Annotated in this window: 24 protein-coding genes and 1 CRISPR repeat array; of the genes, 11 read left to right on the top strand and 13 right to left on the bottom strand. The window is 68.6% G+C overall.

The window, feature by feature from the left end:
* Positions 1 to 218 precede the first annotated feature (218 nt).
* The 6 genes from AMK21_RS31625 (at position 219) to AMK21_RS31600 (ending at position 6,081) form a co-directional block, all read left to right on the top strand.
* Complete coding sequence (locus AMK21_RS31625; protein ID WP_143194896.1) at positions 219 to 410, top strand: hypothetical protein; 192 nt, start codon at positions 219 to 221, stop codon at positions 408 to 410.
* Positions 411 to 581: 171 nt separating this feature from the next.
* On the top strand, positions 582 to 1,640 hold the full coding sequence (locus AMK21_RS31620) for a helix-turn-helix domain-containing protein (RefSeq protein WP_073882586.1): 1,059 nt from the start codon (positions 582 to 584) through the stop codon (positions 1,638 to 1,640).
* Positions 1,637 to 2,041: a hypothetical protein gene (locus AMK21_RS31615; RefSeq protein ID WP_079181291.1), complete on the top strand. Its 405-nt coding sequence runs from the start codon at positions 1,637 to 1,639 to the stop codon at positions 2,039 to 2,041. The genes AMK21_RS31620 and AMK21_RS31615 overlap by 4 nt, the downstream gene beginning before the upstream one ends.
* 452 nt (positions 2,042 to 2,493) lie before the next feature.
* Positions 2,494 to 3,594 (top strand): dsDNA nuclease domain-containing protein, encoded by a 1,101-nt coding sequence (locus AMK21_RS31610; protein ID WP_073882585.1) that lies wholly within the window; start codon positions 2,494 to 2,496, stop codon positions 3,592 to 3,594.
* A complete protein-coding gene (locus AMK21_RS31605) occupies positions 3,584 to 4,165 on the top strand; it encodes a hypothetical protein (RefSeq protein ID WP_073882584.1) in 582 nt (193 codons plus the stop codon). Before AMK21_RS31610 ends, AMK21_RS31605 begins: the two co-directional genes overlap by 11 nt.
* Positions 4,162 to 6,081, top strand: a complete 1,920-nt coding sequence (locus AMK21_RS31600) for a hypothetical protein (RefSeq protein ID WP_073882583.1) — start codon at positions 4,162 to 4,164, stop codon at positions 6,079 to 6,081. The genes AMK21_RS31605 and AMK21_RS31600 overlap by 4 nt, the downstream gene beginning before the upstream one ends.
* Before the next feature lie 242 nt (positions 6,082 to 6,323).
* Here the strand turns inward: AMK21_RS31600 and AMK21_RS31595 are convergent, their stop codons facing one another.
* The 4 genes from AMK21_RS31595 to AMK21_RS31580 form a co-directional block, all read right to left on the bottom strand.
* Positions 6,324 to 6,581: a hypothetical protein gene (locus tag AMK21_RS31595; protein WP_073882582.1), complete on the bottom strand. Its 258-nt coding sequence runs from the start codon at positions 6,579 to 6,581 to the stop codon at positions 6,324 to 6,326.
* Positions 6,571 to 6,804, bottom strand: a complete 234-nt coding sequence (locus tag AMK21_RS31590) for a hypothetical protein (RefSeq protein WP_073882581.1) — start codon at positions 6,802 to 6,804, stop codon at positions 6,571 to 6,573. Before AMK21_RS31590 ends, AMK21_RS31595 begins: the two co-directional genes overlap by 11 nt.
* Positions 6,805 to 6,906: 102 nt before the next feature.
* Complete coding sequence (locus tag AMK21_RS31585) at positions 6,907 to 7,650, bottom strand: restriction endonuclease (RefSeq protein WP_107430021.1); 744 nt, start codon at positions 7,648 to 7,650, stop codon at positions 6,907 to 6,909.
* 27 nt (positions 7,651 to 7,677) lie between these two features.
* Positions 7,678 to 7,887, bottom strand: a complete 210-nt coding sequence (locus AMK21_RS31580) for a hypothetical protein (RefSeq protein ID WP_073882579.1) — start codon at positions 7,885 to 7,887, stop codon at positions 7,678 to 7,680.
* A 147-nt stretch (positions 7,888 to 8,034) separates the two neighbouring features.
* Between AMK21_RS31580 and AMK21_RS34955 the strand changes: the two genes are divergently transcribed.
* The 3 genes from AMK21_RS34955 to AMK21_RS35605 all read left to right on the top strand — a co-directional run bounded on the left by AMK21_RS34955 (position 8,035) and on the right by AMK21_RS35605 (position 9,345).
* The gene (locus AMK21_RS34955; RefSeq protein WP_143194895.1) at positions 8,035 to 8,511 is read left to right on the top strand and encodes a hypothetical protein; all 477 of its coding nucleotides are present in this window, start codon (positions 8,035 to 8,037) and stop codon (positions 8,509 to 8,511) included.
* A 115-nt stretch (positions 8,512 to 8,626) separates the two neighbouring features.
* Positions 8,627 to 9,061 carry an RNase adapter RapZ gene (locus AMK21_RS36430; protein ID WP_234422097.1) on the top strand — a complete coding sequence of 145 codons (435 nt, stop codon included), beginning with the start codon at positions 8,627 to 8,629 and terminating at the stop codon, positions 9,059 to 9,061.
* A complete protein-coding gene (locus AMK21_RS35605) occupies positions 9,058 to 9,345 on the top strand; it encodes a response regulator transcription factor (protein WP_073882578.1) in 288 nt (95 codons plus the stop codon). The genes AMK21_RS36430 and AMK21_RS35605 overlap by 4 nt, the downstream gene beginning before the upstream one ends.
* 121 nt (positions 9,346 to 9,466) lie before the next feature.
* Here AMK21_RS35605 and AMK21_RS31565 read toward each other — a convergent pair whose 3' ends face one another.
* A complete protein-coding gene (locus AMK21_RS31565) occupies positions 9,467 to 10,339 on the bottom strand; it encodes a hypothetical protein (protein WP_073882577.1) in 873 nt (290 codons plus the stop codon).
* A gap of 1,515 nt (positions 10,340 to 11,854) precedes the next feature.
* On the opposite strand from AMK21_RS31565, the gene AMK21_RS31555 reads away from it, so the two are divergent.
* Both AMK21_RS31555 and AMK21_RS31550 read left to right on the top strand, forming a co-directional pair.
* The gene (locus AMK21_RS31555; protein ID WP_073882575.1) at positions 11,855 to 12,844 is read left to right on the top strand and encodes a S66 peptidase family protein; all 990 of its coding nucleotides are present in this window, start codon (positions 11,855 to 11,857) and stop codon (positions 12,842 to 12,844) included.
* 140 nt (positions 12,845 to 12,984) lie between these two features.
* Positions 12,985 to 14,088 (top strand): IS630 family transposase, encoded by a 1,104-nt coding sequence (locus AMK21_RS31550; protein WP_073882574.1) that lies wholly within the window; start codon positions 12,985 to 12,987, stop codon positions 14,086 to 14,088.
* Between the two features lie 117 nt (positions 14,089 to 14,205).
* Here the strand turns inward: AMK21_RS31550 and AMK21_RS31545 are convergent, their stop codons facing one another.
* The 8 genes from AMK21_RS31545 to AMK21_RS31510 form a co-directional block, all read right to left on the bottom strand.
* A complete protein-coding gene (locus AMK21_RS31545; RefSeq protein WP_234422096.1) occupies positions 14,206 to 15,000 on the bottom strand; it encodes a hypothetical protein in 795 nt (264 codons plus the stop codon).
* A gap of 279 nt (positions 15,001 to 15,279) precedes the next feature.
* Positions 15,280 to 15,898: direct repeats of the CRISPR family, unit length 38 nt; unit sequence CGTTGCGATCCTCGGTCGCCCCGGAGGGCGACCGCCAC.
* A gap of 173 nt (positions 15,899 to 16,071) precedes the next feature.
* Complete coding sequence (gene cas2, locus AMK21_RS31540) at positions 16,072 to 16,377, bottom strand: CRISPR-associated endonuclease Cas2 (RefSeq protein WP_234422095.1); 306 nt, start codon at positions 16,375 to 16,377, stop codon at positions 16,072 to 16,074.
* Between the two features lie 204 nt (positions 16,378 to 16,581).
* Positions 16,582 to 17,505 carry a type I-C CRISPR-associated protein Cas7/Csd2 gene (cas7c, locus tag AMK21_RS31535; RefSeq protein ID WP_073882573.1) on the bottom strand — a complete coding sequence of 308 codons (924 nt, stop codon included), beginning with the start codon at positions 17,503 to 17,505 and terminating at the stop codon, positions 16,582 to 16,584.
* A 55-nt stretch (positions 17,506 to 17,560) separates the two neighbouring features.
* Entirely contained in the window at positions 17,561 to 19,354 is a 1,794-nt protein-coding gene (cas8c, locus tag AMK21_RS31530) for a type I-C CRISPR-associated protein Cas8c/Csd1 (RefSeq protein ID WP_073882572.1), read from the bottom strand.
* Between the two features lie 3 nt (positions 19,355 to 19,357).
* Entirely contained in the window at positions 19,358 to 20,053 is a 696-nt protein-coding gene (cas5c, locus tag AMK21_RS31525; RefSeq protein WP_234422094.1) for a type I-C CRISPR-associated protein Cas5c, read from the bottom strand.
* Between the two features lie 288 nt (positions 20,054 to 20,341).
* Positions 20,342 to 22,612 carry a CRISPR-associated endonuclease Cas3'' gene (locus AMK21_RS31520; protein WP_267893946.1) on the bottom strand — a complete coding sequence of 757 codons (2,271 nt, stop codon included), beginning with the start codon at positions 22,610 to 22,612 and terminating at the stop codon, positions 20,342 to 20,344.
* Positions 22,613 to 23,877: 1,265 nt separating this feature from the next.
* Entirely contained in the window at positions 23,878 to 24,729 is an 852-nt protein-coding gene (locus tag AMK21_RS31515; protein ID WP_073882570.1) for a DciA family protein, read from the bottom strand.
* Positions 24,726 to 25,865 (bottom strand): helix-turn-helix domain-containing protein, encoded by a 1,140-nt coding sequence (locus AMK21_RS31510; RefSeq protein ID WP_073882569.1) that lies wholly within the window; start codon positions 25,863 to 25,865, stop codon positions 24,726 to 24,728. The genes AMK21_RS31515 and AMK21_RS31510 overlap by 4 nt, the downstream gene beginning before the upstream one ends.
* Between the last annotated feature and the right edge of the window lie 318 nt (positions 25,866 to 26,183).

Genomic DNA, 26,183 nt, shown 5'->3' with positions numbered 1-26,183 from the left:
CAATTAACGGACGGTAGCGGTGGAGGGCCGGTTGAGTGAGCCTGTACGTTCGCGGGGCAGGTGCCGGCTCCGGTGCGGCGGTCAACCAATCTCCAGAGCCGGCTTCAACCCATCGCTCCATGATCAAGGAGGGCTCTATGCCTCCCGACCACGTCTCCAGTACGGCCTTGGAGGGCCCCCTGAACGGGCTTCCAGACCGTAGCATCCCTCCGGCACGGGTGATTGAAACCCGTGAGCTGCGTGACAAGCAGGTCAGCATTCAGGTAGGCCCCCTGGTGGTTATGCCACTGGCCGGTATTGCGCTGGTTCTGCGGCCCGAGGCGGCCGAGGCCATCATGGCGTGCGCCGTACTGGCCATCGCCACCCTGCGCCACTCCCGCGCCCACTACCAGCACATTCACCGGACCTGACGCGCCGGGGCGGAAGCCGAGCGCTTCCGTCCCTCCCCCGGCCCCGGCCCACCTCCCGGATGCCCGGGATGTCGTACCGCATGGTGCGCACTGTCCCGAGCCCTGCTCCGCAGGCCGAAAGCTGACGTTTTCTTCCCCCTGCCTTTCCTGACACGCATTCTCAGAAGGGTCATGCCCGTGTCCCCGCGCGACCAGTCGGAATCCACCACCTGCCGCGGTCCCGGCTGCTTCAACCTGGTGAAGCAGAGCCCCCGCGGCCGCCGCCGTCACTACTGCTCGGACCCGTGCGGCACCCGCTACCGCCGCTCGGTACGCCCCGCCGCCGACAACGGTGCCTTCGCCGAGGCGTCCCTGACCGAACTCACCCGCCTCACCGCTCTGTTCGATCTGAGCGGCGACAGTCCCGAGCGGGACCTGGCCCTGCTCGTGGAGTGCGAGAAGGTCTGGAAGGACCTCAAGTCCGCCGTCGTCCTCCAGAGCCGCGACGGGCGGATGAAGATGCCGGAGATCGCGCAGCGGCTCCACATGAGCACCACCACCCTGGCCAGGTCGCTGGAGGGCGCACCCGGCCGGCGCGAGCGGCGCCTGTCCCCCGAAGCCGACGTACGGATCCCCGAGCAGTCCCGGCCCCGGCGGCACCCGGCGCCCGGCCCGCCCCGCGCCCGCCGGCCCCAGGGCGGCACCGGGGACATGGACGGTGCGGCGCCGGGCTGCGGCCCGGCCGCCACGCTCGCGAGCGCGCTGTCCCACCTGCACCGCCGCAGCAGCGCTACGTACAAGGCGCTCGGCGCCGAGGTCGGGGTCGACCCCTCCTACATCTCCCGCGCCGTCAGCGGCGAACGCATCCCCTCCTGGCCCGTCACGCGGAAGCTCGCCCTGGCCCTGGAGACCGACCCCGAGGAGATCCTGCCCCTGTGGCGGGCAGCCCGCGGCTACAACCTGGCCGGCACCACCGACGTCCAGGCCGCGCTGCGCGGCCTGCACACCGCCGCCGCCCACCCCGACGTCCAGACCCTGGCCGCCCGTACCCATCTGACCACCGACCAGATCAACCATGCACTCACCGGCCCGGGCCTCCCGGACTGGGACACCACCCAGGCCCTCGTCAGCGCGCTCCGCGGACAGCACGAACTCATCCGCCCGTTGTGGAATGCCGCCCGCGCGGCCGTGCTCTCCACCCGCGCTGCCGCCAGCTCCACCTGCACCATCTCCGCCGGAGCTTTCGGGTGACCGCGCCGCCCGAGCCACGCGCCCACGGCGTCCCGAGCATTGTCCTGCCTGCGGCGTTCCGCGCCTTCCACACCCTGCAGGAACCGGCCTACCGCGCGTACGTCGACGCCCACACCACCCCGGCCGACAGCAGCCTGGTCCTGGGCCGCGCCTTCGGTGAACTGGCCGCCCACTGGTCACAGATCATGCTGCGCACCGACCCCGCCGCGTACGCATGGGACCTCTTCACCACCGCAGTCCATACCTGCGCCGACCGGATCCCCATCCCGGCCACCAGCCGCTTGCAGTACGAAGCCGTCGTCCTCCACCACATCGCCACCTGCACCCTGGACCTGACCAGCAAGACCACCGGACGCCCACCAGAGAAGATCCGCCACCTACTGCGCACATGGCCACCCTGAGCCTCAGCCGACGCGCGCCACAAGAACGGTGGCGTTTCTCGGTCTCCGAGTCCTCGAAGAGCTGCGGTAGCGCCTTCGGGTCGCGGTCGGCGTCTCGGTGCCGCTGGATGAACGCGCGGGCGGCGGAGCGGCCGGGCCACCAGCAGGAAGAACCTGAGTATCACGGCGCTGCTGCTGCGCGATCGACGCGTACGGGAGCGACGGTAGGGCGGGGTGCGGCGGCTTACGGGGGCGGCGTGCCGCAGGCCTGCGGCGGGGCGGCAAGAGGAGTCGGTGATTGTTGCTTGGCCGAGGCGATGGCATGGGGGGCGGATGCATCTGAACGGATCGTTGTGATCCGTGTGCATTGGGTGATCTACTGCACTCTCCATATGTAGTTGGGGGCATCATGCGAATAGGAACTTGCAGCGCTTCTGCGGCTATAGCCGGTCGGCGACGCAGCAGGAGCGCCGGTGACGCTTGCACCTGCTGATGGGGGGCGTCGGAGTCGGCGCGGCTTTCTCTACCAGGACGCGGTCACCCTGCTGGACTGTCTCGACATGCTGGATGGCCACTGGACGGAGGTCTCCTGGGAGGATCTGGAGGACATCCTCTGCCTTCGCGGAGACGTGCCTTTCTACCGGCAGGTGAAGACGGTGGAAGGCCCCGGAAAGCGCCACAGCATCGCTGACGTCTGCCGTCCCGACATGTCCAAGGAGAAGGCGAACAGAACGGCGGAGTCGAGCTACCTCGGCAAGCTGTTCATGGGAAAACCGCTCCCCGAAGGCACGCGGTTCACCCTCATCGTGAACGAGACGCCCCTCGCTGACCTGTACTCCTTCGCTTGCGAGCGCGATGGCAAGCGTGAGCCGGTGAGCAGCGCGACCCACACCAAGGTAGTCGGGAAGCTCGCGGGGCTGAGTCTGCGTGACGGCCGGGACGTCGGATGGTGCGTCGATCGCTTTGATGTCCTCATCACGGCCCGCACCACGGAGGACGTCGAGAGCGAGGCTTTCCGGCGTTTGTACCCGCTCATCAGGGACTACCTCGGGCAGGAACCCTTGATACCTGAGGTCGACGAGGTACTGAGCGGGCTGGTCCAGTACATCGCTCGGAGCGCGGCCGGGCTACGCCCGCGAAGTCACACTGCTGAGGACTTCCGAACCATCCTGGACGGCTGTATACGCAAGGTCACCGGCTTGCGCAGTGACGGCTCCACCGAGCGCCTGATGGCCCTCCAACAGAAGCTACGTCCCGCCGGCGTACCCGAGGCGGAGGCCGAGCGCCAGCATGAGTCGATGCTCGCTTTCCGCCAGGCCCAGCGCAGCACCGTAGGGCTTGGCCGTCAACGCCTTGCCGCCTTCGCAGACAAGGTCTACGCCGTCTGTCAGCTGACCTCGGCCCGAAGGCGTAGCGGCTCCATCGCTACGGGTCAGCTGGCCTACGCAGCCATCCTGGAGGCGCTCTTCCAGCTACCAGAGGTGCAGTCCGGGGAAGTGGATTTCAGCCAGGCCGTGGCGGTCCTGAGCGACATCACTGCGCGCTGTCAGAACAGGTACGAAGATGCCTCATAAGATCGGCAGGCAGGCTGTGCCGCCCGCCCACAGGGCCTGGGATCCCGACGATTCGGTCGACTTCCACGCTTCCCGGTTGCTGCTCCTCATCCACCTGTGCGGAGAGGGCTCTGGTCCGTACATCGCGGGGCGGACAAAGTTCGCGAAGCTCGACTTCTTTCTGCGCTACCCGGGGTTCCTTGAGCGAGCTCACGCCGCCTTGCCCGGGATGAACGACCAGCAGGGCGGGTACGTCGCCTCGGACGCTGCCGAGATCGAGGCGCCGATGGTGCGCTACCGATACGGACCTTGGGACCACCGGTACCGCCAGTTTCTTTCCTTCCTCTCCGCCCGCGGTCTCGTCTCCATCACCGTGTCCTACAACCCCGAACGCGTGAAGCTCACCGCGGCCGGCAAGGCCGCAGCAGCACGCTTCGCGGCAATGGATCACTTCGAGCCCCTGGTACGCCGCTGTGAAGCCATGCAGGGCAACCTGGCGACGATGTCGGGTTCCGATCTGAAAGAACTCATCTACGACCTGTTCCCGGACGAGGTCGGCAACGCGACGTTCCATCAGGAGATCCGACCATGAGTGAGCCCCGTACAACCGAGCGCGGCCTGCGGATCGAGAAGGTGTCCTTGGTCCGTCACGGCGGCGAGCTGGACGAGTACGCCTTCGAGTCGGGCAAACTTAACGTCCTCACCGGTGTCCGGAACAGCTCGAAGACCACGACCCTCAAAGTGATCGATTACTGCTTGGGCGACCGGGGAAGCCCAGCCGATGCCCTCACGGCCGCCGTCGCCAGTGAGCACGTCGAAGTCAGCACGGACCTCCGGGTCGATGGTCGGCCGTTCACACTCACGAGGCACTTCACTCGTGGGCGAATGGGCAAGATCGGCATCAACGGCGACGAGATCGCAGCCGCCGACTTCTCCGACTGGATCCTGAACGAGCTGGGCTGGCCCAACCTGCTCATCCCCAAAGGCCTCCATGCGACCTCAGCCACCGAAAAGACCCCTCTGTCCTTCCGCAACACCCTGCGGCACTTTTATCGGAATGAGGACTCCTGGACGAGTTTCGCCGACAAGGAGCATGAGTTCACGCGGCGAGCCGTCGTCAGCCAGCTCCTGGGATTCGTCCGGTCACGGACTGCTCAGGCGAACCGGGACTTCGACCTGGCGCAAGCAAAACGGCGCCTGAACGATGCTGAGGCCGTCGACCGAGAGGTCCGGGAAAGCACGCTCCAGGCCGTCACAGCGATCTCCCAGAACCTGGGTCTCCCCCTCGTCCGCTCAACCGAAGAGGTTGCCGGCGCCCGGAGAGAAGTCCGTCGCGAGCTCGATGCCGTGTACGAGCGCCGCAGGCTCCTGACAGAGGAGATCCAGGGCCTCACAGCCGGGGCCCCTGCCGCCGGCTCCCCTGCCGGGTACAACCCCTCTCTGACGGACACGTACAGCGAGGTCACCAACCTCCTCCGCCAAGCGACCGAGGAAGTGTCCAATCTCGGACATCTGCTGGAGGAGCACCAGCGCTCAGCTCGAACGGTCACCGCAGAGGTGAGCCGCATGGAGCGCCTGGCGACCTCCATCGAGGTGTTCGACACTCTCCCGGTCCGGCTGTGCCCAGCGTGCGAGCAGAACGTCGACCCGCACCGCGACCACGACGAGGATGCTTGCTACCTCTGCTTCCAGCCCGTGGACGACGACAAGCGTCAGCGCAGAGCACAGGTGGAGATCAGATCCCTGAAGTCAGAGCTGGACGATCTCGACGACGTCATCGCGCGCTCCCGGAACGACCTGGAGTCCGCGCGAACCCATCAGCAGCAGCTGCACGCGCAGCAGGCTCAACTGGCCCAGGAACTGAACCAGCGCCGCGCGGCGGAACTTGCTCCCTTCATGGCCACGCTGGAAGGACTCGCCGCACAAATCGCTCAGCTGGAGCACAAGCTGACGGCCTTTCCCGCGATGGAAGAGATCTTCCAGCGGCGTACTGATGCGCATCGCAGCGTGCTGTCCGCACAGCTGCTGGTTGAACAGATCGAGAAGGAACAGACGAACGCAACGGTGTCCGGGCTGAGTCCCATGAACCGGTGCTCCACCTTCGCTGACCGAATGAACGACTTTCTCGCCCGCTACCGCGACACACTGTGGGTGGCCGGACAAGTCTCGATCAGGGACACCGACCTCACCTTCTACGTCGGCTCGAAGCCGTGGGATCAAGGGCTGGGCGCAGAGGCAAAGGTTCTCTTCTTCCTGGCCTACAGCTACGCCACCCTCTTCCTCGAATCGGACCTCGACGAGGAATGTGCCTTCCCTGGCTTGCTCCTGCTCGACAACCCCTACCAACAAGGGATCGCCGCCAGCGTCGTGCAGCAGGCGCTCGTAGAACTGGCCGAAGCCGCCCACGTCACAGGCACACAGATCATCAGCACCCAGACACTTCGGCCACCAAGTGCCCAGCACACAATCCGCGAGATCCCGATGCTGCAGGTCTACGACACCCCGTAGCTGGGGAGGGAGGGCGCCCGTCTCCCGTGGAAGGGGTAGTGGTGTCACGTGGTCTGCGGCAGCCGCCGCAGACCACCCAGCAGTCCTCCCCCGGCACGGCCGGCGTACCTACCGGCGGTTGTAGCCCTCTCGGAGGGACGCGCACCCACCACCAGAAGCAGCGGCGCCCAACCGTTGAGCAGCGCACACCAGCGCCCCAAGCCTTTGCGATCCGGGGCGCTGAAGGGATGCTCGGGAGGCTCCTACGCCTCAACGTACGCGACGATCGTGATCTGCCGGAGGGCCGTGACGTAGTAGATGACGCGGACCCCGTCCACGTCATCTGAGTAGTCGCGAAGCAGGGTGTCAGGCACCGGGGTGCCCAGGTCGGGGTTGACGCTGATCGCGACGATCGCGCGGTCCAGGCGGTGCGTCTCGCTCGCCGACAGCTTCGGCAGCTGGCTCAGCGCGGGCTCCACCAGGACGACCTGGGACCGGCGCGGCGCGTGCTCAGGCGACACGGCGGGGCTGCTCGCCGGCGAGGTGCTCCAGGTGGGCGTCGCGGGCTTCCTCCCACAGCACGCCCGTCTCGGGGGACGGGTAGCCGTTGGCGGCGATGTCCTCCAGCACCGAGGCGAGGACATCGACCCGCGCGCGCTGGTCGGCCGCGTACGCACGGGCGGAAGCCGCGGCGTGCTCATCGAGGGGCTGGCGGTCGGGCACGAGGGCCGGCTGCTCGCTCATCCGGGGGCTCCTGGCTGTCATCTGGCGTGTGCCCCCACGGTAGCGCCGAGGTCGCCCGCCCGGACCCTGTACGGGCGAACCTGGCCCGATGGAGGCTGCCCCTTACCGGCCGTTGCGGGGCGCGGGAATCCTCGGGAGCAGTTCCCACAGCGGGCGCCCGCCACTCGCCCACGTCGCAAGGACCCGCCGGTCGGCGAGGTGCATGTGCAGCTGCTGGGCGAGGGGCGCGCAGCGGGTGGAGAAGCGGCCGTTGGTGACGACGAGGACGACATCGGCGCCATACAGCTGGCGGGCGGTGCCGTTGACACGCTGGAGGTCGGGGGTGCCGACGGCGGACCCGCGGTCGCCGTCCTTGCGGTGCTTGGCCTGGATGACCCAGGTCCGGCCGAGGGGGTCGGTGGCCAGGACGTCGGCGCCGTTGTCGCCGGCGCCGCCGATCTGGCGGGCGTCGGTGCACCCGTCGCGGCGCATCAGGTCGCGGATCGCGTACTCGAAGTCGCGGTGGTGCAGGGCATCCAGCTGAGGCAGGCCGTACCGCAGGGCCTGCTGCCGTACGCGGTCCCAGGCACGTTGCTGCTGGAGACGGTGGACCCACACCGCCCCGCCCGCGGCCGCGGCCGCGCCGAGCACGATGAGGATCCACCAGTTCACCAGGAGCCAGGAGATCACCGCCCAGACCAGAGCGAGGCCTGCGGCGGTGCCGGCCGCGAGCAGGAGCACCTGGGTGTCACGGTGCTGTTGCCGGCGTGAGCGACGCGTACGGGTCTGGCGGTAGCGCGGGGTGCGGCGGCGCGTGGGGCGGCGTGCCGCAGGCCTGCGGCGGGGTGGCGGGCGGCGGTTCGCCATCGTCAGTAGCTCCGGAAGGGGATGGGCTCAGCGGCTGGAGTCGGTGATGCCGGAGGCGAGCTGGCCCAGGAATTCGAGGATTCCCTCGCCGACCGGCGTCGGTGCGATCACGACACCCAGGGCGAGGACGATGACCACGGTGAACTTCTCGTCGTTGCGGCTGCGTGCTTCGGTACGGCGACGCAGCCGGAAGAACACGATCACCGCGAGCAGCACCCCCAGATTGATCGTCAGCACAGCTCCCCCAAGGTCAACGCGTCAGGTCCGGCCCCCTGTGTACCGGCCCGCGCCCCGCCATGCCCGGCAGTCACCGGATGATGACGCAAAGCGACTGGTTGGCCGGATAGCTCCGTGGCCGACCCCAACCCCGCTCGTTGACCGGGCATGGACACCGTGATCACCACCCGCCGGATGAGCCTCGGACCACTCCCCGCCCTCCTGGCCGCCGCGGCGCTCCTCACCGGATGCGTGTCCGTACCGGCGGGCTCCCCCGCGCCCCGCCCCAACCAGGCCGTCACGACCGCTTCGCCCGTACCGGCGCCCGACGTCCAGCCGGCGGGCGGATCGGACGTCCTGGTCCGGATCGAATCCGAACACCCCGAGCGCGCCGAGCGCGCCCGTAGCGGCCCGTCGTCCCGGCCGCCCGCCGCTGTCCCCCAGCGTCGCGTGGCCGCGCCGGCTCCTCGACCCGGGCCGCCCCGCCTCCAGCCGCAGCAGCGTCGCCCGGCACCGGCCCGGCGACCGGCCGTACGGCCCCGCACCCCTGGCCCCGTCCCGCAGATGCGGGCGCTGTGCCGGAGTGCCGGAGGAGTCGTATCCGGGGCGGTCTCCCAGCTCTGCCGTCAGGCGTACGGCCGGTGAGCTACTGGTGCAGCCGCGGAGCCCTGCCAGCGAAACGGAACGAGCGCGCCACCGGCGTCAGGTGCGCAACATGAAACCCCTTACGCAGCGCGGGTTCAGGCGGGAAGGTGAAGTCATGTCCCAGACACATTTAGGGCCCCGGTGGCCCTCCCCCGGCCTGGTCCAGACGGTGATCGTCAGCTACGGCGACGGCCACCACGACACTCCTCGCGGTGACGCGCTGCGTATCGACACCCGGCCGCTGCGCAATCCGCCCACCGACCCGGACGTGCGTGAGCGGATGCTGCACTCCACCGGCCTCGACCCCCACGTCCAGGCGTACGTGCGTGCCACCCCCGGTTTCGAGCGGATCGTCCAGCGCGGCCTGGACCACGCCTTGGCTCTCCTGGCCCTGCCCGGCCGCCGGTTCCGCGTCGACATCCACGTCACGTGCGGCGGCGGCCGCCACCGCTCGGTCGTCGTAGCGGAGGAACTTGCCGCTCGGCTGCTGGCCGCCGGGATCGGCGTGGAGACTGAGCACCGGCACGTCGACCGGCCGATTCTCACGTGAAGGACCTGTTCACCGAGCACGAGCTGGCCGTGCTCCGCCTCTTGGCTCAGGGTCGTACACAGGTCGAGATCGCCAAGGCGCTGCGGATCCGGCCGGAGACTGTGGGCCGGCTGCTGAACCGTGCGCGCATCCTCCTGCGGGCCCGGACGCTGCCCCACGCCGTCGCCCGCGGCTACGAGACCGGCCTGTTGAGCCCACCGGCCCACAACCATGGAGCCGGGCAGGGTGAGCACCGGTCCTCCGGACCCGGCGGACCCGACCGAGGGCGCAAGCCCGTCGGCTGATCGGATACGGCGGTGCCCCGGACGCGCCCGTCCCCAGCCAACAGGAAGATCGAGAAGCGGGCCCATGGGCGCTGATTCCCGCCCGGATGCCGTGGGGGTCATCCAGGGCAGTGATCGGCGCTCAGAAAGGCGCAGGGGTGCTTTCCTGAGCCTCCCGGATCTCGGCGACCGATCCCGACATCGCGGCGAGTTCCGGGTACTGCTCGGTGAGCTCCGCACGGATCCGGGCGGTCTCCTTCTCCTCGGACCGGCGCCGGGCCGCACGTTCCAGCTCAGCGCGCCGCTCCTCGGCAGCTTCTGCCTCGGCACGCTCCCGGGCCTCCCGGTCGAGGTCGGCGGCGAAGGCCGCGGCCTTCGCCTGCTCGGCCTGACGGGCCGCGTTCTCCTGCTCCAGCTGAAGGGCCAGCTTGTGGGCGGCCGATTCCGCTTCGGCCCGGCAGTGGCCGCACTCGCCCCTGGCGGGAGCAGTTCCCTTGCCCGGGTTCTCGCAGACGGTGCACACCCACCACCCCGGCCGGCGGGCAGCCGCGCGGGCCACCGGCATCCGCTGCCCGGCCTCTGCTGCCGCCCTCTGTGCGGCACGGCGCTCGGCGCGCCGCTCCACGCACGCCGGGCATGGGCGGCCGGTGTCGATGTCGGTGCCGTCCTCACACCGGGCGTACGCGCACTCCCCCGGCTTCAGCAGCGCGACGACCACGCCCACGGCGCTGCCGATGCCCTTGCCGCCGGCCGAGTGGAACGCGTCGGCATATCCGTGCTCCACCCAGCGCCGCGCGGCACGCTCGATCACCTGCTGGGTGGTCCGCCCGGCCATCGCCTCCAGCACCTGGCGCCGGTTGCGCTTCGGCAGACCGCCGTAGGGCAGCAGCGCCACCAGCTCGGCAGGCAGCGAGGCCACCACCCGCTTCACAACCGCCACCTGCTCACCCGACAGCTCCAGGCCCTGCACCCGCTGGGCCGGGACACTCGTCCCCGGCCCCGACTCGTCCCGCACTTCCGGCGGCGAACTCTCATCCGGCGCGGCGCAGCCGCTCTTCGCGGGCCCGCGCGCGCTACTACCTGCACCAGTCCTACGGACGTCAGCAGCGCTACGCGCCGCAGGCGCTTGATCTTCTCTGGACGACGTTTCTCGACTAGAGGCTCTAGACAGGGCGTCACCCATGACGCCACCCGTAGCGTCATCGGTGACGTCACCCCTGGCGTCACCCATGACGCCACCCCCCTGCGACTCGGTCTCCCGTGGGGTGGCGTCATGGATGACGCCACCCCCTTCCTGTGTCCTGGCCTTGGGCTTCTTGCGCCGCGCCCGCTCCTTGCGCCGCTGCTCCTCGCGCTTGGCCGCCTGAGCCTGCTGACGCTCCTCGTGGGCGGAGCGCCAGGCCTGCAGGTCGAAGTCGGGCGCGTGCTCGCCGATCCAGGCATGACGTCCAGGCCGGGCACGGTGTACCCATAGCGGGCTACCAGCTGCGGAGGTGTGCGGGCCGGCGGCGGAACGCCGTGGATGAGCCAGGCGTCGAAAATCTCGTAGAGGTTGGCATCGTTCTCCTCCGGCCTGCCCTCGACCTTGCGGCGGTGGACCTTCACCAGCCCGATCTCGTTCTCCAGATAGTCGGCCGCCCGGTCCACGGTCTGCTTCGAGCAGTCCAGGCACGTGGCCAGGGATTCGCGGTAGGGGTAGCCCTGGCCGGTGTCCCGTGAACTGACATCCGCGAACGAGACCAGCAGGTCGTAGAGCGGCTTGGCCTTGCCCGCGTTGAGGCCGGGATCGGGATCACGGGTCACGCAGACCGCGAACATCCCGAACCGGAGCCCGGTGGATCCGGGGCGGCTGACCGCGGGGCGGTGCGAACTGGAAGGGAAGCGGCTCACCGGGCCACCCCCGCAGCGAGCCGGAACGCGTGAGCGCGCACCGGGGCGCTGGACCTGAGCGTGATCGTCATACCCAGCCCAAGGTCCCGCAGACGGCCAAATGTGACACGAGAAACCGAGAAAGTTAGTTTCCGACGGGACAGCCGGACTGGCGGCGAGGGTGCCGGACCGGACGCCTGTCCCCCGGGGACCGTCCTCGCGGGCGCGCTCGTGACGGCTGGCACCAAACCGCACCACCGTCGGCAGCTGTCCGTACCACTGGGGCAGCCGCCGGCTCCCGAGCGCCCCCGGCCGTAAAGCAGAAGGCCCCCACCGACCGAACCGGGTGAGGGTCCTTCCTAAGTGGTCGGCTCCGGAAATCCTTCGGGGGTTGACTCCGAGGCCCGATTCTGTGTCGGTTCGTTAGAGGTCTGGGGCGGCGAGGTCAGGCTGGCAGGCACCGTCGAGGGCGTCCTCGGGGTGCCGGTGAACGTTCCTCGGCACCAGCCATCCCTGGGTCACCGTCATGTCAGCGTGGAGGTGGTCGGCAACCGTTGGCCTCCTGTCGGGATTCCGGGGCCTGGCTTGATCGCGTTGAGGAGGCGGAATACCGGCGGTACCTGCGTGGTTGTCCGCCGTTGTCGATCAACAAGGAGGCCCTATGCCTACGATCCGTCGTCCCCGTGCGCTGCGTTCCGGCGATCTCGTGGTCGTCACCGCGCCCTCGGGCCAGCTCGAGCCCGGTGAGGAGCCGCTGCTCGCTCGCGGTGTGGCGATATTGGAGCGGATGGGTTTCCGCGTGCGGGTCAGCCCGATGGTCGACCCCGCGCGGAGCCGCTGGTGGGCGGCGGGCGCTCCGGCGGAGCAGGCTGCCGAGCTCAATGCGCTGCTCCGGGATCCGGAGGTGCGGGCCATCGTCGCGCACACCGGTGGCCAGGCGACCATTGGTTATCTCGATTTGATCGATCTGGATGCGGTCCGGGCCGACCCGAAGCCGATCCTCGGCTACAGCGACATCTCGCTGCTGCACATGGCGTTGTACGCCAAGACCGGCCTCGTCGGTTTCCACGCCGACATCGTCACCCACGGTTTCGGCAGCGATTGGTACACGTTGGGCGACGAGGCCCGTCGGTCCGAACTCGTCGACCTCTACGCCCGTGTGCTTACCAAGGCCGAGGCGCCGGGCGTGCTGCCGGCAAGGGGGACTTGGGAAACCTGGCAGCCGGGCCGCGCGCAGGGACCACTGGTCGGCGGCTTGCTGAACCGCCTGGTCCAGTTGCAGGCGACACCATTCGCACTGACCGCCGAACGGTTCGACGGCGCCGTCTTGTTCTGGGAAGAGGTACAGCGGCCGGTCACGCGGATCTGGTGCGACCTGCATACCTTGCGGCTGTCCGGTGTGCTGGACCGGATCGCGGGCATGGTGGTCGGCATCCCGAGTGAGGTCACGCCCTACGAGGGCGGCGGAGACCAGGTCGGTCTGCGCGACGTTGTGCTCGACGTCCTGGCGCAGCGTGACATCCCCGTCCTCGCCCAGGTCGACTTCGGCCACACCTCGCCGAACCTGCCGCTGCCCCTCGGCGTCCGCGCAGACGTGGACGCGGACAACCGGACCCTGTCCCTGCTTGAGTCGGCGGTCGCGGAACGCTGAGTTCTGTTGGATCCTGGCACGGGTTTCGGCGGGCTGCGGCCCGTCGTGATCCGCTTCTCCCGATCGGCCGGTCTGCCATGCCCGTTGCCCCGGCCTGCCCGATAGTCCCGACCGCCACCGAACGTGAGCGGTTGAAGAGGATGGCTTACGGCCACAAGATTGAGCACCGGCTGCGGATACGCGCGCAGGTCGTCCTGCATGCGGCACAGGGACGCTCCAACGCGCGCATCGCCCACGAGACGGGCCTGCACTTGGACACGGTCCGCGTCTGGCGCGGCCGCTTCGCCCGCGGCGGGCTGCGGGCCCTGGCCGACCGCAAACGCTCCGGACGTCCCGCTTTGTTCACTCCCGTGCAGGTCGCCGAGGCCAAGGCGCTGGCCTGCCATCTTCCCGCCGAGACCGGCGTACCGCTGTCGCGCTGGTCGTGTCCGGAACTAGCCGCCGAGCTGACCGCGCGCGGGATCACCGACAGTATCTCCGCTTCCACGGTGCGCCGCTGGCTGCGCGAGGACGCGATCAAGCCCTGGCAGTACCGGTCCTGGATCTTCATCCGAGACCCGGACTTCCGCGCCAAGGCACAACGCGTCCTAGACCTGTACGCCCGCACCTTCGAGGGCGTCGCGCTGGGTGAGGATGAGTACGTCGTCTCCAGCGATGAGAAGACCTCTGTCCAGGCCCGCTGCCGTTGCCATCCCACCCTGCCCCCGGGCCGGGCCCGGGCGATGCGCGTCAACCACGAGTACGGCCGCGGCGGAGCCCTGGCCTACCTGGCCGCCTACGACGTCCACCAAGCGAAGGTCATCGGCCGTTGCGAGCCCAAGACCGGCATCGTGCCCTTCATGGCCCTGGTCGAACAGGTCATGACCCAAGAGCCCTACGCCAGCGCGAGACGCGTCTTCTGGGTCGTCGACAACGGTTCCTCGCACCGCGGCAAGAAGGCTACCGACCGGCTCGCCGCCCGATTTCCCAACGCCGTCATGGTCCACACCCCCGTCCACGCCTCCTGGACGAACCAGATAGAGATCTTCTTCTCCGTCGTACAACGCAAGGTCGTCACACCGAACGACTTCAATGACCTTGATCAGGTCAGGAACCGGCTCCGAGCGTTCGAAGACCGCTACAACGCCACGGCACAGCCGTTCCAGTGGAAGTTCACCACCACCGACCTGGACGATCTGCTGGCCAGACTCGATCGGCACACACTCGCCGACCAACAAGAATCCTCCGTCGCCCTGGCCGCATGATCAACCCCCGAAGGACTTCCGGAGCCGACCACTAAGTCTGCCCTGGGGTGTGGCCTGCCAACTTTCTGACCGGTGCGTACGCCCAGCAGACTGCAGAAATCACGGCATCAGCAGGCGTCAGCACATGGAGAGCTGCTCGTGCTCGGGGAAGTCGAAGTGCGTGATCCGTCCTTCGTGCCCTGCCTCCTCCAGCTCCTTGGCTTCCTGGGGGCTGCGGACCAGAGCGTGCTCCTCCCGGGCCCGGGGCGAGGCTGTCACCAGGCTCGGGCAGGGGCGTACGACTCCGTACAAGGAACGGCGGCGGTTTCGCTGGCAGTACAGCGGCACTCCGTAGGCGAACGTCGGATTCATCTTCGGTTCGTCGGGGATCGTCAGCCACAGCTTCTCCTCGCGCCAGGCCCGCTCGGCCACCGCGGCGAACAGCTCGTCGATCTGCTGCTTCGATAGTCGGCGCCACCACGACGTCGCCGCTGCCATGGTCTGACGCTCGCGTTCCTCCCGATCGGCCTGCTCCACCGCGAGACGTCTGGCCTCCTCGGCCTCCTCCTGGGCGCGCTGGGCCTTCTCCTCGGCCCACCGCTTGTCCCGCTCCGCCTTGCGGATGCGGGACTCCTCCTCCCATTGTTTGCGCAGGCGTTCGGCCTCTTCCGCCTTCCGGATCCGCTCCTTCTCCTCCAGCTCCTTACGCCGCTGCTCCGCCTCCTGCTCCTGCTGTTGCTGTCGGGCCTCGCGCTGCTCCTTCGCCGCTTCCTGGCGCCGGCGCATCAGCTCATGCCGGGACTGGTCCTCGGACGACTTCAGCGACGTCCACCACCTGCCTCGCCTAAACCGCAGCTGCTCGCCGTCGACCACACGCCGCACCCGCCGGTAGCGGGGGTAGCTCTCGACCGACACGAGCTGTCCGTTGAGCACCCACCGGACGAACTGCTGCAGCCGCTCCTCGCGGAAGGCCCAGCCGCCGGCGCGGTAGTCGAACGGGCCTGCTGCAGAGCGACCCAGGCGAGGTCCACGCCGGACAGCTCACCGTGAGTGCCGACCGAACGGAAGGTCACGATCCTCGGTCGCCCCGTGGAGAGACCGCCACACGTGATGCTACGTCGAGGGGTAGCTGAGCAGGGCGTTGCGATCCTCGGTCGCCCCGGCGGGGCGACCGCCACTCACGGGCCGCGTGCATCGCCTCCTCGGCGGGGGAGTTGCGATCCTCGGTCGCCCCGGAGGGCGACCGCCACGCGGGTCGAGGGCGGCGACGAGCTGATCGTGCCGATGTTGCGATCCTCGGTCGCCCCGGAGGGCGACCGCCACCTGGACCGCGGACGTCCTGGAGGCGTGGGTCTGGGAGTTGCGATCCTCGGTCGCCCCGGAGGGCGACCGCCACCCGCACACGCTGGTCCAGCAGGTGCCCACGGCGGCGCTGCGATCCTCGGTCGCCCCGGAGGGCGACCGCCACAACAGCGAGCGCTTCTGGTCCAGCCCGCCTCGGCCGTTGCGATCCTCGGTCGCCCCGGAGGGCGACCGCCACCAGGAAACTCGTGGGGATGGCGTTGATGAGCTGAGCGTTGCGATCCTCGGTCGCCCCGGAGGGCGACCGCCACGCGACCCTGGTGTCGAGGGTGGCCCGGATTTGGACGTTGCGATCCTCGGTCGCCCCGGAGGGCGACCGCCACCGCGGACGCGGTCCGTGGCCTGCACGTATACGGGGCGTTGCGATCCTCGGTCGCCCCGGAGGGCGACCGCCACGGCCTGTACAAGGTCTGGGCCGACCACATCTCCGGAGTTGCGATCCTCGGTCGCCCCGGAGGGCGACCGCCACCCTGCTTGACCAGCGTTAAGAGCCCGTTGCTCGATGGGAGGGGACCGAACCGCAGGTAACAGTTCTGGCGAATTCGCCCATTTCGCTTCGGTACGATTCGCGTGTCGCGTGTGCTTCCGGTTCCGAAGCAGGCGGAGAGACTGGAGCGATCTGAGGTGTAGATCGGCTTGGTGTCAGAGTACGAGGTCTTCGCGGTGAGGTTGGACTTGGGCGATGCCTAGGGTTTGGACATGGTTGAAGCCCTCGGGTGGCAGCCGGTAGAGGCGGATGCTGTCGGTATCCGTGTCGATGATCTGGCCAAGGTCGTGGAGCAGGCGGAGAACGGTTTTGTCGTCGGCGACGATCTCGAAGACAGACTGTTGTACGCGTAGGCCGTGTCCTTCGCAGGTCTTGGCGACGCGGCGGAGACGGCGTCTACCTGCCGGACTGGTGGTGTCGACGTCATAGGCCAGCAACAGGTCCATCAGGTGGCCGTCCACGGTGCATAGCCCGGCAGTTCGCTCCGTGGCGGGCCAGGATGCGGGCCTGCACGACGGGGAGCAGCCCCGCTGGCACACTACGACCCGCGATGGGGTGGTCCCATGGTTGGGTTTTCCACTCTTGCCAGGCTGCGATGAGCTCCTTGGCAGAGAGGGAGGCCTGGGTCAGGTGTCCCTCTCCGCCCTGTGCGGGACCGGGTGGTGTCATCCCAATACCAGGGGGCGTGGGGCGAGGGTGGTTAGGGTGACGCCGCTCGGGAGGTCGGTGTCACGGATCTCGACGGTGCCGTAGTCGGAGAAGCTGCGTGCGTTGAAGTCGTCGCGGGCTTTGATGGTGATCCGTTCGAACAGTTCGTGGGCGGGGGCGCAGCCGAAGGCGTCGTCGTGGGTGAAGACGTACAGGCCTCGCAGGGCGAGGTTGGCGCGAGCGGCGGCTCGGTCGTGTTCGAGCATGATTTCGAAGGCGCGCCAGAACAGGGCGAGGTCGTCGGTGGTGACGCCGGTCCGCTTGGCGAGGGGGGCGCTGAAGTGTCCGGTTCCCCGGTACAGGGCATAGGGCACGACGTGCTTGGAGCCCATCTCGGTCTCCTTGCCCTTGTTTTTGCCATCGGTGTTCTCACCGCGCTCGAGCCACGCCTTGAGGTCTTCCTCCTTGGTGGGGGTGACCCGGGTGATGCCGATGTCGAGGGGGGTGATGCGGTCGATGGAGCGGGAGAACCCGATCTGGACGGGTCCCTGGACGCGGCCGGCCTGCTTGTCGCGTTTGCCGGTGGTCATGACGGCTCCGAACATGCGCACGTCGAAGAAGTTGCGGCACATCCATTCCTGGGCGGACCTCTGGTCGTGCGCGGAGCCGGTGGTGTAGGCGCGTTCGTGCTGGGCGTTGAGGGCGGTGCCCGCCTCGACGTAGATCTCGCGGCCTTCGCGGGGCTCGAGGCTGTTGATGAGGGCGACGGTGTTGCGGATCTTCCGCTTGATGGCAACGTCGGTGATCAGGCCGTGCCCGCTGACAGGGTCGGTGCGGGGCAGGCCGCCATTGTCAGGGTCGCCGTTGGCGTTGGAGTCGACGGCTTCGATGAGGAAGACGAAGTCGTGCTTGCGTGCGGGGTCCAGGTGGGCAGCGGTCATGGTCGGAGTAACTCCTCGAATGGATTGAGTACGGTCGGAGGCGGCATGCGGGTTCTCACACGGCTGCGGGTTCCTGGGCGGGCACGTCCTGCTGTGCGGGGATGGCGGCCTGCTTGCGTTCCTTGGCTGCCTGCCTCTGGAGAATGTCGTCCTGGCGCTGGTGGGCGTAGCCGATGATGAAGCGGCCCTGCTGGACGTCGGTGAGATGGCCGGGCAGGTCGTCGCTCACCTTGCTGTAGATCTCGAACAGCCTCTTCTCCAGCGCGTTGTGCGCGGCCGGCCTGTCTCGGCGCAGCCGTTTGAAGTGCGCTCCCGAATCGGTGAACAGCCGGCGCAGGGTGATCCCGGGGGCGGCGACGGCGGCGCTGAAGTACTTGTCGCGCAGCGTGGTGTTGATGTCGGGTAGGGCGGCTTCCTGGACGGATTCGAGGACGGCGAAGAGCCGGCCGCACAGGTAAGCGGGATCTTCGCTGTCCTTGTCGAGCTGGGGCATCGGACGGTCCTGGGGGTCGGAGGAACGGGTCAGGAACAGTCGCAGCAGCGCCACACGCGGAGCGTCGACGCGCCTGTCGGCGTGGATGCGCTGCAGGAGGAGCGGCAGAGCGCGGGCGGGTGGGCCCAGACGGTGCAGGGCGCTGTGGAGCAGTTCGGCTTCCAATCCGTGGGGGGCGCTGTCGGGTGCGTAGCGCTCGCCTTGCCAGCGGCCGCAGGACAGCGCCATCTGCCACAGGGGGAAGTAGCGGGTGCGCCCTGTCCATGCGTCCCAGACGCCGTGGTCGGCGTACCAGGCGGCCAGGTTCTTCTTCGCTTCAGCCAGGGGGACCTCGATCCAGTCCCGGACGACCAGGCGGGCGTTGTTCAGTCCAAGGGACAGGCTGTAAAAAGCGTCCGCGTCAGTCCGCTGCACGGCTGCGGGGCTCGGGGTTTTGTTCACCGAGTCGATGAGGTGCTCGATGTCGGCCGCTTCCGGTTGGTCCTCGAAGAACATGGCCAGTACGGAATCCGGATCGGGCTTCTTGGTCCACCACAGCAGCACTCCGTCGTCCCGGAAACGACGCCGGTGACGCTCGCAGGCCACCAGATGGTTCAGGACCGCCATGGCCCGGCCACCGCACTGGTGACAGACCGGTGTGTTCACCAGCTGAGTCATTGCCTCGCGTCCCTGGGCGGGGGCGTTGATGCTGATGAGCTGGCCTTCGTTGCTGCCGCCTGCTGTCGGGATGGCCCCCTTTTTCACCGGTTCGGGGATGGTGGCCAGCAGGGCCCGGTGCTCCCCGCACACCAGGCACAGTCCTGTGCGCTCTGCGGAGCCGCCCTTGCGTGCCCGTACCTCCTCGGCCCACAGCTGCTTCACCGAGCTCAGCTCGTGCAGCCAACGGGTACCGACCATGACCGCGACCGTGTCCTTGGCCTCGACCTGATCGGGCAGCTCCCACCCGATCCGGCCGGTCGAGAAGAATATTTCTGCCGCCTTCGCCTCCGGCTCGCCGGCCGATGACGCCCAGCGCCGTACGAAGTCGCGGTAGGCGTCATGCCGCCGCAACGCCTCGCCCCGGTCCTTCTCCGTGACTTGGCCGTCCTTGGCCTTCTTCGGCACACCGAGCACGAACTCGGCCGTGTCCACCAAAAGGTAGGGAGGGACCTTCGTACCGGACCGCTGCACGTAAGGGACCGGCATGCTCACCACCTGGTCCCGCTGCCTGCCCGACACCTTGCGGCTGTGGAGCTTCATGCCCGAGCCGTCCGCGGCGATGTCCAGCACCCAGTGGATCTGCTTCTCACGGTAGAACTCGGCGGGTAACTCACCGGCAATCCGGTCGCCGTACTCGACCAAACGCTGCAGCAGCACCGATCAGCCCTCCGCCGCATCAGCACGCCAGGCCGTCAGCGGCATGGCGACCGCCTTGTCCGGCAGCGGCTCTTCCGGAACCTCCAGCACACCGTCAACGACTGAGGCACGAAACCACCGGTAGCGCTCCCCCTGCGGCCCGTACTCGATCGAGTGCAGCATCACCCCGAGCTCCTCGTCGAAAGGCACCCGCCGCTGCCGCGGATCGGCCTTCCCGAACGAGGCGGTGAACTCCCGGCATCCCAGAAACGGCTGCGAGAAACACGCACCGCGCTCCACCCTGCGCCGCAACTGCTCGCGGTACTTCTCCTCCGACACCGGCGGATACTTCTCCGAGCCGGCCAGAGCCTCAGGACTCACCACGATCTGCGCGTGAACCCGGTACCTGACGTCCCGCAACGCCAGCGTGCTGCGCTGGTCCCGGTTCCTCTCCACGTCATAGCGGTGACGCCGGTCCGTCTGGAGCTTGTTCACATCCTGGGCGGTGATCACCGACTTCACCTCATTGCGGCGCACCCGCAACCAGGTCACCGGCCGCAACACCTCGATCTTCCGCACCACGTAGCGGAACTGAGGACGCCAGAAGATCGCTTCCAGCACTCCACGGGCCGCCGACGGCGTCATCACCTGGTAACTGACCCGCTCCGTCTTCAGCTCCGGCCGGGTAAAGCACGCCGCCTCACCCCACACCTCCACCACCAGATCCGGATAGACCCACCCCTCATTCCCGCGCCGCATCCTGCTGGAGGACACCGTCGTCCTCATCGCCTCGCACCCCACTCCTGACAACCGCTCCCGTCGGCCCCGTCCGGCGACGGGTCCGACGAGGGCATGCGGAACCAACGGGGCATCAGGTCGCGCTCTGCCCCCTAGTGATTCCGCACTGTAGGCGGAGGCACTGACAACGCACCCCGGAACCGGAAAAACCGCTGCTCACAGACGTCCCGGCATCTCATCCGCCGACTTGGAACCGTGTCAGCCCTGCCGTCAAAGGACGTAGCCGCCTCGGTCCTCGGGATCATCCGTATCCAGACCACGCACCGGGTCGTAGTACCCCCGCCACACGACGAGGTCACCGATCACCGGATCCGCCAGACCCGCCCGCAGTGCCTTGGCAACCTCATGCCGCGGCAAGGTCGCCATGTGCGGCTGCAAGCGACGCAACGGCTCCGGACCTACCGGGTAGGAAGAGCGCAGGAGCGCGATCTCCGACTCGATGGCATCGCGCTCCTCGTCGGTCTTCTCCGCACGGATCACGACAACGGACTGCGCATACTTGTTGTCGATCATCTGGAACGCCTCCGCGACCGCGGGAAAGTCCCAGACCCGGCGCAGTTGCTGGATACCCTCACCCATTGACCGGCCGTCAACACCCTGCAGCGCCCAGCGCTTCTCGTAGTACCACTTCAGGGCCTCCAGATCGTCCGGAGCCGAAGCGTCACCAGGCCCGAAGAACTCCGTAGTCGCCTCCAGGGCAGCCGTGTACGACAAGTCCTTCGGCACGCCGCCGTCCACCGGCCGGAACACCACCACCGTCCCCCTGTCCAGCCGGCCGTCCCTGTTGCAGCGGCCCGCCGCCTGCTGCAGAGCTTCGGCCGGCGCCCACGCCCGGTACACCCGCGGGAAGTCCACATCCACACCTGCCTCGATCAGCGACGTGGACACCACATGCACAGGCCGGCCGGCCGTAAGCTCGCCGCGTACGTGCTTGATCACTTCGCGCCGGTGCTCGGCCGTCATCCTCGTCGACAAGTGCCACACCGGCGCCGTCACCCGCGCCTCGCCCTCCGTACCGCTCAAGAGGCGGTGCAAACGCCCCGAGTCCCGTGTGGTGTTCACGATCGTCAAGACCTGCTCGCCTCCTTCGGAGGCGATCTCCTGTGCGATCGACTCCCACGTGACATCAGGCCCCAGACGCCAGTCGTACTCCACCCGCCGCAGCTCTTCGAACAGCCCGGTCACGTCCTCGATCATGCTGTGCCGCGGCAGCCCGTCCAGCTGCGCGAGAGACCAGAAGGAAGGCTGGGTCGCGGACGTCAGCACCACCGAAGCCCCGAAATGCTCCACCAGGTCGCGCAGCACACTCAGGATCGGGATCAGCAGCCGGTCGGGAAGAGCCTGCACCTCGTCCAGCACGATCACCGAGCCGGCCAGCCGGTGCAGTTTGCGCATCACGGAGGGTTTGCGCGCGAACAACGACTGGAACAGCTGCACCGTCGTCGTGACCACCACAGGCGCGTCCCAGTTCTCCGCCGCCATACGCGCCCAAGCCCCCGCTCCGTCCTCCTCGTCCAGCTCCACCGAACTGTGGTGCTCCAGCACGACAGGCTGCTCGCCGCTGTCCGGGGCGGGGTCGAGGAGTTCCCGGTACACCTCGGCGTTCTGCTGCGTAATGCTGATGTACGGAACCGCGAACACCACCCGGCTCAGACCGTGCTCAACCGCATGCCGCAGCGCGAACCCGCCCGCAGCGATCGTCTTCGCCCCACCCGTCGGCACATGCAGCACATACATACCCGGCGCTCCCGTGGCCGCCGCCAACGCCTGCGCGTACACCCGCTCACGCAGCTCATCCACCGGCGAAGCCGTACGCCGGGCAAGCAGCCGTAGCCTGCGCTCCTCAAAGCGCTTCAGCAGCATCCCCATGTCCGCACGCGCGGCGGTACGTGGCTCCTTGCCGGCGAAGTGGGCCTCGGTATCGAGATAGTCCGCATCGACCACACAGCTGAACACCATGCGTGTGAACACATCCAGTGCCAGTGCCTGCCTCTGCGGCGATCCGAGTCCCGCAAGCCAGGCCGGCGGCGCAATGCGGCCTTCCCGAAGGATCTCCGGCACCACCCGGGCCACAGCCTCGGTCGCCTCCCGGGCATGGTCCGCATCCACACCGGTCCCACGGAGCTCGGCCAGAACATCTTTGATCTTTTTCTGATTCGGCAGCCCTCCATGATGCCCCTGAACCACAGCAGCGAGCTGACGTCCCACCGTCCGCGCAGCAAGCACCGTGCCGGCTTCCTTGTGCGGGATCCCCACCGGCTTACCCGTCGGCTCAGCATGAAAGATCAAGCGATCCTGCCAGGCACAACAACCCTTCCCCACGTCATGCACCAACGCCAGGTACTCGGCCACATCCCCAGCACCGAAACGCTCGGCGAAAGCCCTGGCCAAAGCAGCCGAGCCACGCAGATGATCCTCGAGCCGATGCCGGCACCCCGACCGCGGACTACGACTATGGGCGAACAACCCGCGCTCTGACACCTGACCTCCTGACCGCCGAACCACCAACCTGCCTGTAACCGACACCCTAAGATTGGCCACTGACACAGCCGTTGCGATCCTTGGTCGCCTTCAAGGGCGACCGTCACGCCCGGTTCCTTGATGAGGGGGGCGGCGTCCTCGCGGTTGCGATCCTCGGCCGCCCCGAAGGGCGACCGCCACTCACATATTTCATGGATCGACGCATCGGCCGAACTCACTTCACCGTGAAGACCTCGTACGCTGACCAGCACGCGGGTTCACGTCCACGGTCACATGGCATTTCCCGTCCGCTTCGGAACCGGAAGCACACACGCGACACGCGGACCGCACCGAAGCCAGATGCCCGAAACCACCGAAATTATCACCTCCAGCGCGCTCCCTCTATGAAGAGCGCTAGGCTATTTGCACTGCTCAGACAGGGTGGCGGTCGTCTTCAGGGACGACCGAGGATCGCAACGGTATCGGTCACGGTCATCGCCTCCTCTCCGGGGCGCGTGGCGGTCGTCTTCAGGGACGACCGAGGATCGCAACACCAGGTCCTTGGCCTCCGGGTGTGGCGGTCGCCCTCCGGGGTGACCGAGGATCGCAACCTCTCCGTCAAGCCGTTGATCTCCGACTACGTCCGGTGGCGGTCGCCCTCAGGGGCGACCGAGGATCGCAACGGGGGTGCCCGGGACCGGCTTGGCCGACGTCGGGTAGGTGGCGGTCGCCCTCCGGGACGACCGAGAATCGCAACACGCTGCTGAGCGGGATCGCCGCCCCGCAGCTCGGGTGGCGGTCGCCCTCCAGAGCGACCGAGGATCGCAACGCACCCTCACCGCAGCCCGGCAAGCAGGCCGCGACATGGCGGTCGCCCTCCGGGACGACCGAGGATCGCAACATCCCCCGGCCGGGCGGCGAGCCGTGCGTGTGGTGGGTGGCGGTCGTCTTCAGGGACGACCGAGGATCGCAACCAGGTGACCAGGCCGTCAACGCCCCGGAAACCGGCCCGTGGCAGTCGTCCTCCGGGGCGACCGGATCGCAACAACGCTACCGACCCCGGGTTCTACGCCGACGAGGAGAGTGGAGGTCGCCCTTCGGGGCGACCGAGAATCGCAACAGGCTGGCCGCCATCACCGCAGCCGCCACGCCCAACGGTGGCGGTCGCCCTCCGGCGCGACCGAGGATCGCAACGAGTCGGTGTGTGCCAAGCACAATCCTGCTGCCCGCGTGGTGGTCACCCTTTATGGCGACCGAGGGCCGCAGCCGCGCCCAGGCAACCCCGTTCATGCGGTGCGCCCCAGAATCCGGGGCTCGGTCGCCGGGGCGATGGTGGACAGCCCTGCCCGTTCAGCGGCGAGGCGTTGCAGGGCCCGTGCCCGGGATGCGTCGCTGGGTCGCACCTGCTGCTGGGCGGTTGCTCTGGCGTGGAGCTCGGCGAGGGCCTGGCGGCCATCGGCGAAGTTCTCCTCGGGTTCCCGGAGCCGGTCGCGGAGTTGCCGTTCGGCGGCCGCTTGGATCTCGGGGTTGGTGTGCCGCTGCCTGGTCCAGGTGGCGCGGTGGGCGGCGATGGCCTCGCGGTAGCCCTCCGGCGCCTCTTGCCGCGCGGACTCCCCGGACGTGGCAACGGGTTGCGGAGGGGCAGCGGGCGCAGGTGTCCGGGCATCGCTGGGCGGGGTGTGGTGGGGCGAGGAGAGTGCGGCAGGTCGCAGGATCTCCAGGTGCCGGACGGTGTCCGGGCCGACCACGGTGTTGACCTTGGCGACAATTTGCTGCTGGTGGAGGGTCAGCTGGGTGCGGTAGGCGGGTGTGGAGGGGCGCAGGTGCAGGGTGTCGGTGGCGGTATCGAAGTGGACGGCCTCGACCTTCCCGGCGAGCTCGGGGGCGATGGCCGGCCACTGGTCGATGACGGTGCCCGCCGTCGCGGCTGCGGCTGCCGGGGAGGCCCAGCCGCGCTCAGCGACCATCCGGGACAGGGCGTCGGCGAAGGGCAGCGGTTCGCGGCCGCCGCTGCGTTGGTTGCGGGTGGTCGTGGTCCGGGTGCGCTTGGGCTGGGGTGCGCTCTTCGCGGCGGCGCGGGCGGCCTGGAGGGCGATGCGGGCCAGGTCGGCGCCGCTCGCGGTGGTGGTCTCGTTCATGCCGGGGCTCCCGTCCCGCTGTTGAGGAAGGCGGCCATGTCGGCGGCCGCGCTCTGGTTGGTGAGGTCGTCCAGGCCGAGCTCGGCCTGGCGGGCGGAGTACGTGGCGAGGCCTTCGGCCAGGCCGTCCAGCATGCTGCGCACCAGGTCGGGGCTGGAGGCGGCAAGCGGGCCGGATGCTGCCTGCTCGTCCCAGCCCTCGGCCACCTCTGCTGCTGCCGTCTGGTGCTCAGCGGTCGCCTGCTGGGCCAGGCGGGCCCGGATGTAGGCCGCGGGTTGGGCCGGGCGCCAGGTGAGGTGCCACGAGTGGAGCTCCGCCGTGATCATGGGCCAGTCCCATCCAGCGTCGGTGCGAGGTCGCAGCGCGACTTCCAGCTCCCGCAGGCTTGCCCGCTGCGTCCAGGGCACCCGGGGCCTGACCTGCTGGATAACGTTGATCCCGTGCTTCGTCTGGCCCGCTGTACGGCGGCTCCCGTCGGCGTTGCGGCTGATCTTGAAGGAGGGGCGGGGGGCTTTGCGGCAGCTCGCGCGCTCGCGCGAGGTGTCTTTACAACCAGTCTCAACCCGCACATCAGGTGATCGGTGGTAATTACCAGGAGAATGGGGCTCACGGCCGCCTGAGCAGGAGTTATCCACAGCCGGGTTATCCACAGGACCGGTCTCTCGCTCCCGCTGGGCCGGGACGCCATAGCGAACGGCCCCTCGGGACCGGGAAGTCCGGCCCTGCCGCCTGCGTCGGGCATCGCTCCGTGCGGCGGCGGCCGCGATCGCGAGCTCCTGGCCGGCGGGAGTCACCCCGCAGACACGAGCCTCGTAGCCCATGCCCGTCAGCCGGTGCCCCATCGCGTCGTCGTACACAGGGGGGATGACTCCGCCATAGATGGTCGCCGTCGCCATGTACCCCTCGCCGGGTGCCGCCAGATTCTGCCGACTCCCGTGGACCAGCCAGACGAGCGCACCGAGCTCTCGCAGCACCCGGACATGACGTGTCACAGTCGCCCGGGAGAGCCCGGTGCGCCGGACGATGCCGTCCCGGTTGTAGATGGCGATACCGCGCCGGTAGTCCATCCGGGCCGCGAGGTCCTCCGCCACCACCAGCGTCGACGGACCGGCCTCGGGATGCAGACCAGCAGCCACCAGCCACACCGTCGAGCGCAGCCACGCCCGCGGCTCAGCACGCCGGGACGCCGTGTACAGGATGTCTTGCGCAGCCTCCGCGATCGGAGACCACGCAGGAAATGCGTCTTCCACCGATGAGACGGAGGGCGGGCGAGGCACCGAGACAGCGGCCGAGGCCGCTACCGGGCTCACCGCGAACCCCTGCGCCGACGCATGACGGGTCGGTCATGGGATCGAGGAGTGAAAACGTACAAAACGGGGGCGAAGGGCACGGCTGTAGGCCATGCGGTGGTCGCCCCGGCGCGATCGCGCAGCGGGTACGGCAAGACGAATCCC

Origin of the sequence: Streptomyces sp. CB00316 (assembly GCF_001905595.1) — a bacterium.
Lineage (GTDB): Bacteria > Actinomycetota > Actinomycetes > Streptomycetales > Streptomycetaceae > Streptomyces.
This window is presented reverse-complemented; position numbering and strand designations above follow the sequence as displayed.

What these genes read in the sequence shown, in the direction of transcription:
- AMK21_RS31590 (WP_073882581.1), bottom strand. Translation starts at nt 6,804, where the DNA reads ATGAGCGAGCAGCCGGCCCTCGTGCCCGACCGCCAGCCCCTCGATGAG.
- AMK21_RS31550 (WP_073882574.1), top strand. Translation starts at nt 12,985, where the DNA reads ATGGCTTACGGCCACAAGATTGAGCACCGGCTGCGGATACGCGCGCAG.
- AMK21_RS31600 (WP_073882583.1), top strand. Translation starts at nt 4,162, where the DNA reads ATGAGTGAGCCCCGTACAACCGAGCGCGGCCTGCGGATCGAGAAGGTG.
- AMK21_RS31515 (WP_073882570.1), bottom strand. Translation starts at nt 24,729, where the DNA reads ATGAACGAGACCACCACCGCGAGCGGCGCCGACCTGGCCCGCATCGCC.
- cas7c (WP_073882573.1), bottom strand. Translation starts at nt 17,505, where the DNA reads ATGACCGCTGCCCACCTGGACCCCGCACGCAAGCACGACTTCGTCTTC.
- AMK21_RS34955 (WP_143194895.1), top strand. Translation starts at nt 8,035, where the DNA reads ATGGACACCGTGATCACCACCCGCCGGATGAGCCTCGGACCACTCCCC.
- AMK21_RS36430 (WP_234422097.1), top strand. Translation starts at nt 8,627, where the DNA reads ATGTCCCAGACACATTTAGGGCCCCGGTGGCCCTCCCCCGGCCTGGTC.
- AMK21_RS31555 (WP_073882575.1), top strand. Translation starts at nt 11,855, where the DNA reads ATGCCTACGATCCGTCGTCCCCGTGCGCTGCGTTCCGGCGATCTCGTG.
- AMK21_RS31605 (WP_073882584.1), top strand. Translation starts at nt 3,584, where the DNA reads ATGCCTCATAAGATCGGCAGGCAGGCTGTGCCGCCCGCCCACAGGGCC.
- AMK21_RS31620 (WP_073882586.1), top strand. Translation starts at nt 582, where the DNA reads ATGCCCGTGTCCCCGCGCGACCAGTCGGAATCCACCACCTGCCGCGGT.
- AMK21_RS31585 (WP_107430021.1), bottom strand. Translation starts at nt 7,650, where the DNA reads ATGGCGAACCGCCGCCCGCCACCCCGCCGCAGGCCTGCGGCACGCCGC.